Here is an 11,617-nt window from a genome sequence, read left to right on the forward strand (position 1 = left end):
TGTAAGCCACAATATTCCCTAATTAAACATGTGAGCAATAAGCCATAAAAATTACTACAGGGAATAAACATGAAAGCTAATACCTTAACCTCTACGTTATTGGCATCGCTTAACAGTAGGCTAAAAATGCCGAACAGCCCCTTTTCAACACTATCAATTGCCATGACTTGCGCTTTAATCTCTAGCTCAACTTTAGCCTTTGATAAGGTGCACCAAGAAAAAGGCGCAGCAGAAAATAAAACCGAGCAAAGTAAAGCTAAACAAGTAAGTGATGTTGAAGTGATTAACGTACTAGGTAGGCGTAATCAAGCTAACAGTGAAATGACTGAGCAAACAGAGCAATTGTTAAGCGTTGCAGGTATTGGTAACGATCCGCTTAGCGCAGTTTACAGCTTACCGGGCATTGTTTATGCCGGTGGCGATACTGGCTCGCCTGCGGTGCGTGGCTCATCCCCCGATGATAATGCTTTTTATATAGATGATATTCCCGCAGGTTATATTTTTCACTTGTTTGGCGATAGTATTTTTAATGAAAATTTAATTAGAAACTTTGACTTACATGCCGCCGCTTTTGGTAGCCAATATGGCAATGCAACGGGGGGGATTTTTGATGTGCAATTACGCGATCCTCGTCACCAAGACTTCACCACCACGGTTGACCTAAGTATGCTCAAAAGTGGTTTTATGACCGAAGGTAGCGTGACTGAAAATAGCGCCTTTTATTTATCGTATCGTCGTAGCCAAATTCATTTGTTTTTGCCTGAAGGTGAAGAAGATGAAGGTTATACCGTTTTCAAAGCGCCAATTAGTGATGATTACCAAGCTAAATACCAATGGTTACTAGGCGATTCGCACAAGCTCACGTTTACCGCCTCAGGTGCCAGTGATACCGGCGGCGTTAATATTTCTGAGCAATCAGAGCAAGGTAGAATAGATCCCGACACGATTGGTGATTTCAAAATGACCACCAGTTTTGATACGCAAAGCTTAGCCTGGCAGTTTTACGGCGATGAGCAAAAAATTATGCAACTGGTTGCTGGCCACACGGCAAAAAGTACTGAAGAAAAGTTTGGTCAAGGGCAGTTTGTTAATGTCGATGAAAATAGCTTTGATGTACGATTTTTCTATCAAGTCGCTTGGTTTGATAACCATAAGCTAGGCTTTGGTATTGATTATAGCAAAACCGATGTTGATTATGATTTTGATTTGATCCCCTATTACTGTACTGAAAACGATGCAGACTGTAATCAATACAAAGGTGACAGAATACAAGATAATGCCTCATTGTCTGATCAAAATATTGCGATATATTTAGATGAGATTTGGGCGATTAACCCGAACTGGCTGTTAACTGTGGGGTTACGCGCTGAGCGTAATGACTATACCGAGCAAAGCTTTGTTCATCCGCGTATTGCCCTAGACTGGTTTGTTAATAATCAGGTCACTATCAAGGCTAAAGCAGGCTCCTATAGCCGATTTCCTGATGTTGATACCGCCTTAAAAAAACTTGGTAACCCTAATATAAAGTCGCCCACGGCTATACATTACTCACTGGGTGTTGATTATGATTTCAATGATTTATGGTTCACCTCTTTAGATATTTACCATAAATCACTCACCGATTTACCCCGCTCAACCGATGAGCATACGCAAACAAATACAGACATTGCTGTAACCGATAATGACTTACACTACACTAGCGATACCTCAGGTAATGCGCAAGGTATTGAATGGTTAGTAAGGCGAGAACGTCATAATGGCTGGTTTGGCTGGGCATCTCTGAGCTGGTCTCAAAGTGAACGTACCGATGACTTAACCAATATAACCAGCGATTATTACCTTGATACACCACTGGTTGCCAATGTGGTTGCTAATTATCAGCTCAACGAACATTGGGACTTTGGTTTGCGTTTTACCTTACGTAGTGGCGCAAAATATACGCCCATCACTGGGCTAAGAGATAACCCCGACCATGAGGGACATTTTCTGCCAAACTATGGCGAACTAAATTCAAAAACATTACCGGTTTATCACCGCCTTGATTTAGAAGCGAATTATAAAACCACTTACTGGGGCTATGATGCGAAATGGACTATGGCGATGATTAACGCCATGGCACAAGAGAATGTATCTGGTTATTACTATGATCCCGAAGATGACGATACCTTAGTACAATATAATATTTCGGGTGAAGAAGACATTGGCATATTTCCTTATGTGGGTTTAACCATGACTTTTTAGAGAATCACTAACGCTATTTAACCTGAACTCGGTTTAAGAGATGCTTAACAAATTGAAATATCAGCAAAAATCACTTTTATGAACCTCTAGCTTGATAGTTTTTCTTTTTTTCATATGATAAGCAAGGCAAATTTCGCGTCAATAGCTGGCCTATTGCAAGTAAATTTAACGAAGAAGTTAGGAAAAGTAGCTGCTAGAGAAACATTTGTTAAGCCGAGCTCAGGTTATTTACATTAGCGCTTACATTTTTTAAACAATTAAGCGCAAAGCGGTTAAGCATCAAATAGTAACATTATGGTAACATGGTGTTACGTTTGTTATTAACCCTGTTGCCCTGCTATGTTTCTCATTAAACGCTGTAGTTTTTTAACGCCGTTGTTGCGCCCTTTCTATCGCTCATCACTAGCTTTATTCGCCCTATTGATAAGCGTATTAACATTGAGCAATACCGCATTCGCTAGCGATACTAATACAGCAGTAAACCCCAACGCACCTATTGTTAAAGATAGTTTTGAGTGGCAGCTCATTGTCGACTTTTCAGCTTTTTATCAACAAAGTACACTACAAGATGTAAAACAAACTGATTTTGTTCACTTTATCCAACCAGCTTTATATATTGATCTTTCATATAAGGGCTTTTTCTTACAAAGTAACCAAAGGCGATCATCTGCCGTACTTGAAGGAGCAGAGTTTGGTTACCAAATAACCGTACAGGATAATTGGCAACTTGATATTCTCGCAAAGTCTTATCTAAATGGTTTTGATCCTAACGATTTGGTTGAGTATCTCAATGCCAACCCAGTACTTTTTTCTGGGCTTAGAGAACGCGACTCTACTGGTGGTGTTGCGCTGCGTTACTCACACTTTTTTGAGAACGCTATTTTTAGCCTTGATATTGCCGCAGCACACTCTGGGGACGATGCCTTTGGCGAAGATGTCACCGGAGTTATTATTGATAGCTTTTATAGTTACCTATTACCTTATCGTAATTGGGATATATATTTAGGTGCAGGGTTAACCTATTACCAAGACAATATTGTTAATTATTATTATGGTATTCAATCAGTAGAAGCAACACCACAACGCCCTGAGTTTACCGCTGATTCAGCCGTTAGGGCACAACTAGAAATTTACGCACAATACCCATTATCAGCCAGCTGGTCTTTTAATGGTGGCGTAACACAAAGTATTTACTCGCCAAGTATAAAAGACAGTCCATTGGTTGATAGAAACTTTATCACCCAAGTAATGGTTGGGGTACAGTATGTATTTTAAAGCCAACCGTATTATTAGTGTATTACTACTCTATGGTGTGCTTTACCCTGTACAAGCAATGGAGCAAAAACAGCCAACGGAAAATGGCAATAACACTGAGGCAGCCTTGCAGGCTACTCAGCTAAAATATATACCGTCAACAACACAATTTAGTGTATTGCCCGAGCAATGCGTAACATTACGCCAAGGTCGTGATTGCTTTGCTGAGGTTAATATTTCATGGCAATCAGACAGTAAACAGTCGTTATGTTTATACCAAGAAGGTATAGAAAAGCATATAGTTTGTTGGCATGAACATGATAGTGCTGACATTGCCATTGATTTTGTTTCAAATAAAAACATTAATTATCAACTACGTAATATCAGTGATAATAAAGTGGTTGCCGAAACCGAAATCAAGGTAAGTTGGCTTCATAAGAGTAATGCTCGTAAACGTCGCTGGCGCTTATTTTAATAATTATCTTAAAAGATAAAGGTACAATGATGAAACATAATATTTTGCTAGTAGAAGACGATATCAGCCTAGCTAGTTGGGTTTGTGAATACCTTAATGAGCAAGGTTTTAATGTTATTCATGTTGCTCGTGGCGACTTGGTATTAGCAGCCGTTAAAGAAAATATTATTGATTTAGTATTACTTGATGTGATGTTACCTGGACTAAATGGCATTGAAGTATGTCGACTAATACGTGAACACCAACAAATGCCAATTATTATGCTAACGGCTCGTGCTGATGAGTTTGATGAAGTTATTGGCTTAGAAGCTGGGGCTGATGACTATGTTATTAAACCTGTTCGCCCAAGAGCGCTACTCGCACGCATTAACAGGCAATTGAGTCACAGCCAAAATAATACCCCCGAGCTAAATAATGTACTAACTTTTGGTCAATTGGTTATTAATGAAGAGGCTAAACGAGTTATTTATCAAGGTAACGAAGTGGACCTTTCAACCAGTTTGTTTGCTTTTTTAACATACTTAGCCCAACACGCTGGAGCCGTTGTTGATCGTGATTCGGTATTTAAAGCCTTAAAAAAACGTGAATATGATGGTTTAGATAGACGTTTCGATGTCATGCTGTCTACCTTACGTAAGTTATTTAATGACGATCCACAAAAGCCTAAAAAGTTTAAAACTATTTGGGGGAAAGGTTATTTATTTGTTAGCGACGCATGGGATGACGACAACAGCACAACTGAAAACGATAGTAATATCAAGAGTTCGCGCTAATTATGCGCCAGCTCTATTTAAGTATTATTTTTACCGTAGTAGGCTCGTTATTTTTTATGGGTTGGGGGCTAGATAAAATTGTTGAATTAACCGAGTCACAGACTAACCTTAACCACGATGAACCAACAACATTACTCTATCGACAAATTATTGATGGTTTAAGTAGCGATCTTAACGCGTTAACTAAAACAGAGCTAAATAGCCATCTTGATCACTTCGAAAAAAAATACCAAATACGTGTCAGTTTAGCGCCCAGTAAATCGATAGCCTTACCAAAAACAGCAATCGCTGAATTATCACAACAAGGCGGCGTACTACTCGCCAATGATGATGATCAGTATTTATTAAAAGCGCTGACTCATCACCCTGAGTTTTTACTGCAGCTCAATTTTCCTATCGAACAAGAACAAGATAGCTCTTTTAATTTTGTGTTAACACTGATCTTATACCTTGGTATTTGCGGTATATTAATTTTATGGTTATTACCGCTAACCAGACGGTTGTATTTATTAAATACTGCGGCCGCTAAAATTGGTGCTGGACAGCTTGAAGCACGTGTAGCCACCAGCCGTTTTTCTTATATAAAAATGCTAGAAAAAAGCTTCAACCGTATGGCAGCCCAAATAGAAAAGCTAGTCGCTGACAATAAAATTCTCGCCCGTAGCTTATCTCACGATATACGAACGCCAATGGCCTGTTTACGCTTTGGTATAGAAGCGGCGATCGATAGTAAAAGTATAGAGAAAAAAGACACCTATTTACTACGCATGGACACTGAATTAACGCGCATGGAAGATATGACCAGTGCTTTTTTAGATTATGCATCAATGGAGCGACATGCCTTATCTTTGAAAAAGCAAACAACAGATATGGTTATGTTAATCAACTCAGCTAAAAATGATTGCCAAGTGCTAGCACAGCAAAAAAATGTAACCTTGACGTTCACACCAACCGTTGAAAGAATTAACTACTCTGTTGACTACCACTGGTTTCATCGCGCACTAGTTAACTTAATTAGTAATGCGATAGGTTACGCTAAAACAGAAGTATTAATTACTATTAACAGTATTAACAAACAGCTAATTATTACCGTTGAAGATGATGGTAAAGGCATTGAAGCCGGTAAGCTTCATATTATTTTCACGCCTTTTGTTAAACTTGATGCCGATCGTTCACGTGAACAAGGTCACTTTGGTTTAGGCTTAGCAATATGTACTAAAGTGATGGACTGGCACCAAGGTAGCATAACAGCCAGCAACCAAAATAATTTATCTGGTGCTTGCTTTTCTTTAACGCTACCAATAACTTAATAAACCTCTTGTTATGAGTAAAGATTACCAGCAATAGCTTAACGTTATGTTTACAATTCATGCCGCTGTGGCTTAAGTAAATAACAGCCTCAAACTTGCCATCATTATTGAGACATCGTATATAAGATATCAACCTCTTATTTTCTCTATTATGGAATAGCGTTATGACTCAAGACCGTCGCCATTTTTTAAAGTCTGTTGCTGCAATAACCGCAGCAGGTGTTGCCGCCAGCGCAACGACAGGCTGTACTTCACAAAGCACCAAATCAACATCGTTAACTAATCCGCTAGCACAAGGCAAGTCGGTGATGGGCTTAACAGTACCTAAAATGGATGTCGTACGTATTGGCTTTATTGGTGTTGGTGAACGGGGCTCAGGTCATGTTCAACATTATTGCCATATTGACGGTGTCGAAATCAAAGCAATTTGTGATACTAATGAAAAGGTTTTAGATAACTCTATTGCTACTGTTGTAAAAAACGGGTTCAGTAAACCATCTCGTTATACTGGCTCAGCATTAGCTTATAAAAAAATGCTTGATCGTGACGATATTGATATTGTTATTATTTCAACGCCATGGCGCTGGCATACACCAATGTGTGTCGATACGATGGAAAGCGGCAAGCATGCATTTGTCGAGGTACCGGCTGCAACCACCGTTGAAGAATGTTGGCAGCTAGTGGATACCGCTGAACGCACCCAGAAAAACTGTATGATGATGGAAAACGTCTGTTATGGGCGAGATGAACTCATGGTCTTAAATATGGTACGTCAGGGGTTATTTGGCGACTTATTACATGGCGAAGCCGCCTATATTCATGAGCTTCGCTGGCAAATGAAAGAAATCACAGAAAAAACGGGTTCATGGCGCACCGCATGGCATGCAAAAACTAATGGTAATTTATATCCTACCCACGGTTTAGGCCCCGTTGCTCAGTATATGAATATTAACCGTGGCGATCGTTTTGATTATATAACCTCAACCAGCTCGCCAGCATTAGGACGACAAGCCTATGCTGCAAAAGAATTCAGTGGTGATCACCAACGTAATCAGCTCAATTATATTGCTGGTGATATGAATACTAGTGTCATTAAAACGATAAAAGGTAGAACTATTATGGTTCAGCATGATACCACTAGCCCTCGCCCTTATTCTCGTCATAATTATATTCAAGGTACCAATGGCACATTTGCAGGTTTCCCTAACCGTATTGCCTTAGAAAATGCACCTGCTGCAATTAAAGCACAATACCAAAAAGACTATGAACTGGCAGTAAGCCAATGGCAAAAAAATGGTCAGCAAGGCCGTAAGCCAAGTCCAACTAATTTTCACCGCTGGGATCATGACATGGCAAAATGGCAAAACAGTTATGATCACCCATTATGGACACGAATGGGTGCAGAAGCAGAGCGTAACGGCGGCCATGGTGGTATGGATTTCTTGATGTTATGGCGCATGGTGTACTGCTTACGTAATGGTCAGCCTCTTGATCAAGATGTTTATGATGCTGCCGCATGGTCAGTTATCACCCCATTAAGCGCTGATTCTGTTGCCGATAGAAGTAATTCAAAAGATATTCCTGATTTTACTCGCGGTGTTTGGCAAAGCGCGAAGCCATTGGCTATTGTAAGTTAAGGTTCTTATGAGCACTTTAGTTATTTTAGCGGCTGGTTTAGGCAGTCGCTTTGGCGGTAACAAACAACTGGCCGAATTTGGTGAGCGCAAGCTCACCTTAATGGAATATAATATTATTCATGCAGCACAGGCAGGCTTTACTGATGTGGTATTTATCATACGCCCAGAGCTAGAACAAACCCTGACTAGTCAAGTAATTCCCCGATTACCTAACACGATTAAAGCACATACAGTTCATCAATCTTTATCTACGTTGCCCCAAGGTTGCCAAGTTAATACAGAGCGAACCAAGCCACTTGGTACCGCACATGCGCTATGGTGTTGCCATAAGTTAATTAAAACGACTTTTGCGGTGATCAATGCCGATGACTATTACGGCGCGCAAGCCTTTAACTTGCTATTCACACAAGCAAAATCTCAGCCTAACGATCATGCTATGGTTGCATATCAACTTAAGAGTACTTTATCGGAATTTGGTGGTGTTAATAGAGGGTTATGCCAAGTATCACCACACAGCACCTTACAGGGCATTGAAGAATGTGAAGATATTCAACTAATAAATAATACCCTTGTAGGAAGAATCAATAATAATGAGCATACTGTATTAAAAGACAACAGCTTAATATCAATGAACTGCTGGTTATTTAACTGTGATATTTTTGCGTTACTAGAAAATGAAATACGTATTATGCTGAGCGAGCACTCACAAACAAAGAGCGCCTTATCACAAAAATATTTGAAGCAAGAATGTTACCTACCAACCGTTGTGATGAAACAAATTAAGCAACAGCAAAAAAATGTTCATGTACTTTGTTCAACAGAACAATGGTTTGGACTAACCTACCCGCAAGATGCTGCTTTAGTCGACAAAAAAGTTACTGCTATTTTTAAATAAAACACGTATAGTATCGCGCTAATTTTGTCGTAAAATTAACGCGTTTTTGCTTGTTCACAAGCAATTTCATTCGTTATAAAGCCATTATGCGCTAATTCCCCCCCACTTACGGCAATTTAAGACCAATGAACAATTGTGATTATTTTATAAAAAAATAAGTATAACGAAGAGAATTATGGATATTAACAAGTCATCACTACACACGGATATCGATACGGTATTAAACAACTACGATTTTGACTTCTCTGACGTCGAAGTTACCTCACTAGGTAATGGCCATATTAATAGTACTTACAAACTTACTACGTCTGAATTTGAGTTTGTTTTACAACAAATCAACCACGATATTTTTACTAAAACCGTTGAGTTAAGTGAAAATGCTCAAAAAATCAATACGCATTTAGCTGAAAAAAATAACCAAGGTGAATACCCATTAGCCGTACCGCAACAGCTTTTAACTAAAAACGGCGACACCACCATTAAAATTGGCAGTAACTATTGGCGCTTAATGGAATTTATTAGTGACTCTTATACGTTAGAGGAAGTGTCATCTCCTGAGCAAGCCGCTTTAGTAGCGCGATCATTCGCGCAATTTAGCTGTGCACTAAGTGACTTTTCAGCTGAAGAGTTATCTGTAATTATTAAAGATTTTCATGACATTAGCTTTAGAATGAGCCAATTAAGTACAGCAATTGCTAACAACACTCATAATAGATTGGCACAATGCCAAGATATTGTTGATTTTTGTCTTTCACAACAAGATTTTATTAATAGCGTGGTAGAAATTAGTCAAAAATTACCACTGCATGTAACACACAACGATACTAAAATTAATAACTTACTCTTCGCCAAAGGCGACGTGCCTTGCGCTGTTATTGACTTAGATACTTGTATGCCTGGGTTACTTATGCACGATTTTGGCGATATGGTTAGAACTTGTTGCAGTAACTTGGCTGAAGATGATACCAGCACGGAAGAAATGGTGTTTAAATATGACATTTTTGAAGCGTTAATTACCAACTATAAAGAGGCTTTTGGTGACACTTTAACACCACTTGAAAAGCAAAGTCTTATCATTGGCGCAAAGCTACTACCATTCATCATTGGCGTACGCTTTTTAACCGACCATTTAGAAGGCGATCACTACTTCCATGTTGATCGTGAAAACCATAACTTAGACCGTGTTAAAAGCCAGTTTCAGTTATTTAAATTGGTTTGTGAAGCTGAGCCTGAATTACTCAAATACGCTGAATAACCAGGTTACCTACTAAGCTATAATCCAACAAAGTAACCTGAGCAACTTGAGTTCAGGTTACTGCTTTTCACTTAATCCTACCTTACGTTCGGTTAGCTGAAAGATTAGTGTTTATCGCTAATCCCTAAGAGCGTTTCCAAGTTAACAAAACGATAACCTTGTGATTGATAATGCTTGATAATAGCGGGCAAAGAGTCCACCGTATTTTGTCTATTACCGCCGGCATCGTGCATTAAGGTAATCACTTCTTCGTGTTGATTATTAATTATTTCACTTTCAATATATTCAACGGTATTAATCGACGAGTTCCAATCTCTTGAGTCAACTGACCATAACAGTACTTTCATACCATGTTCTGTCAAACTCTGCACCTGCTCATCAGTTATTTCACCATAAGGCGGGCGATAAAACCTTGGCGTAATATTAAATAAGCGTTGAAATTCATTATTCGTTTTAACGACTTGCTGTTGCCATAAAGCATCAACTGAAAGCGTAGTACCATTCGTATGGTTCCAACTATGGTTGGCAACCGTATGACCGTCTTTAATCGTCTGTTTAATAAGCGATTGATATGGTGATAAGTTCTTTCCTTGCCAAAAAAAACTTGCCGGTATCTTAGCTTCATTAAGTACATCAAGTATTTTTTGAGTGTATTCTGAGGGGCCATCATCAAACGTTAACGCAATCAGCTTTTCATGATTATAACCTTCTAAAAAGTAGCTACCAATAAACAGATTTCCTTGACGAGATAACTCAGTTACTGCAATTTGATCGTCAACGTCACCAGTACGTACAAAGGTTGTCGTTTTTTGATTATTAGGACTGTCATTATTCAACCAAGGTATAAATAACTCGCTTGGCACGCTAAAGCTATTTGCTGCTGTGCTACCAATATAATTATGCAAATGCTGCTCAACTAAGTAATAACCAATAGCATTTTCATGCTCAGCTAAAAAATCATGAGTTAAGGTAATATTATTATCTAAACTTGCTTTTACTTGTGCTAGTACTTGCTGTTTCACTTTTTCGTTAGCAAACTGAGTTAGAGGAAGGTTTGCTTCATCTGAAAGTGCTTGTTGAATAAAGTGCAAGGTTAAGCCATGACTAACTAAGTATTCAAAGCTGCGTTGACCCTCTTGGCTTTCTTGACGATATTTAGCACGTTCACTTTGATAAATTAACGACACTATAGGTTGTAATAAGTCCGATGTTTGAAAGGGAGAGTTTTCTAAAAATGATAGGTGTAATAAACCGTCACTTCCTAATTGATAATCAATTTCTCCTTCAACTAAGCCCAGTGAGTTATTAAGGCCTAATGGTTTAAAAATGATAGATTTAAATTGAGGCTCTTGGGTATTAAGGTCTGAAAAAGCAAAGTACTGTTGCGAAAACAACTTATCAATTGGGGGAATAAGTACAGTTAATACCTTAAAAAAATCAGCAGGAATGTCCCTATTACTTGGCCAGTAACTTTGTACAGAAAGGAGCTTAGGCGTATTAATATCAACAAGTTTATATTCTTGTTCAGAGACCAGCCATGTAGATTGAGGTTGCACAACCACTTCAGCAACGGCTTCTTCTTTTTTTTTGGTTTCAGGGCTAGTGGAAGAGCCACCGCATGCACTTAATAAAAAGCATAGAGCAAAAGTAAATAAGGCTGTGCCTTTAAAAGAAGTTGTTTGAGATCTTGGGTTATTACGATGATTAAACATATATTATCCTTTAGTAGCCACTGCATTTTTAGTAAATACAGCAGCTTAAAAGTAATATTTTATTG

General features: G+C 38.7%; 9 protein-coding genes. 8 read left to right on the plus strand and 1 reads right to left on the minus strand.

Annotated features, from left to right (window positions below; all coding sequences use genetic code 11):
* Window positions 1–69: 69 nt before the first annotated feature.
* The 8 genes from ABD005_RS05325 to ABD005_RS05360 all read left to right on the plus strand — a co-directional run bounded on the left by ABD005_RS05325 (window position 70) and on the right by ABD005_RS05360 (window position 9,840).
* Window positions 70–2,241, plus strand: coding sequence for a TonB-dependent receptor (locus ABD005_RS05325; RefSeq protein WP_343815851.1), 2,172 nt, complete (start codon window positions 70–72; stop codon window positions 2,239–2,241).
* Between the two features lie 438 nt (window positions 2,242–2,679).
* Window positions 2,680–3,516 carry a MipA/OmpV family protein gene (locus ABD005_RS05330; protein WP_215980807.1) on the plus strand — a complete coding sequence of 279 codons (837 nt, stop codon included), beginning with the start codon at window positions 2,680–2,682 and terminating at the stop codon, window positions 3,514–3,516.
* Complete coding sequence (locus ABD005_RS05335; protein WP_343815856.1) at window positions 3,506–3,970, plus strand: DUF3019 domain-containing protein; 465 nt, start codon at window positions 3,506–3,508, stop codon at window positions 3,968–3,970. The genes ABD005_RS05330 and ABD005_RS05335 overlap by 11 nt, the downstream gene beginning before the upstream one ends.
* Before the next feature lie 29 nt (window positions 3,971–3,999).
* Window positions 4,000–4,743, plus strand: coding sequence for a response regulator (locus tag ABD005_RS05340; RefSeq protein ID WP_425544883.1), 744 nt, complete (start codon window positions 4,000–4,002; stop codon window positions 4,741–4,743).
* A 2-nt stretch (window positions 4,744–4,745) separates the two neighbouring features.
* On the plus strand, window positions 4,746–6,053 hold the full coding sequence (locus ABD005_RS05345; protein WP_343815862.1) for a sensor histidine kinase: 1,308 nt from the start codon (window positions 4,746–4,748) through the stop codon (window positions 6,051–6,053).
* Window positions 6,054–6,217: 164 nt separating this feature from the next.
* Window positions 6,218–7,690, plus strand: coding sequence for a Gfo/Idh/MocA family protein (locus ABD005_RS05350; protein WP_343815865.1), 1,473 nt, complete (start codon window positions 6,218–6,220; stop codon window positions 7,688–7,690).
* Window positions 7,691–7,697: 7 nt separating this feature from the next.
* Window positions 7,698–8,585 (plus strand): nucleotidyltransferase family protein, encoded by an 888-nt coding sequence (locus tag ABD005_RS05355; protein ID WP_343815868.1) that lies wholly within the window; start codon window positions 7,698–7,700, stop codon window positions 8,583–8,585.
* Window positions 8,586–8,760: 175 nt separating this feature from the next.
* Window positions 8,761–9,840 (plus strand): phosphotransferase enzyme family protein, encoded by a 1,080-nt coding sequence (locus ABD005_RS05360; RefSeq protein WP_343815871.1) that lies wholly within the window; start codon window positions 8,761–8,763, stop codon window positions 9,838–9,840.
* A gap of 104 nt (window positions 9,841–9,944) precedes the next feature.
* Here the strand turns inward: ABD005_RS05360 and ABD005_RS05365 are convergent, their stop codons facing one another.
* A complete protein-coding gene (locus tag ABD005_RS05365; protein WP_343815874.1) occupies window positions 9,945–11,552 on the minus strand; it encodes a polysaccharide deacetylase family protein in 1,608 nt (535 codons plus the stop codon).
* Between the last annotated feature and the right edge of the window lie 65 nt (window positions 11,553–11,617).

The sequence above is a fragment of the Colwellia asteriadis genome, from assembly GCF_039523295.1.
GTDB lineage: Bacteria > Pseudomonadota > Gammaproteobacteria > Enterobacterales > Alteromonadaceae > Colwellia > Colwellia asteriadis.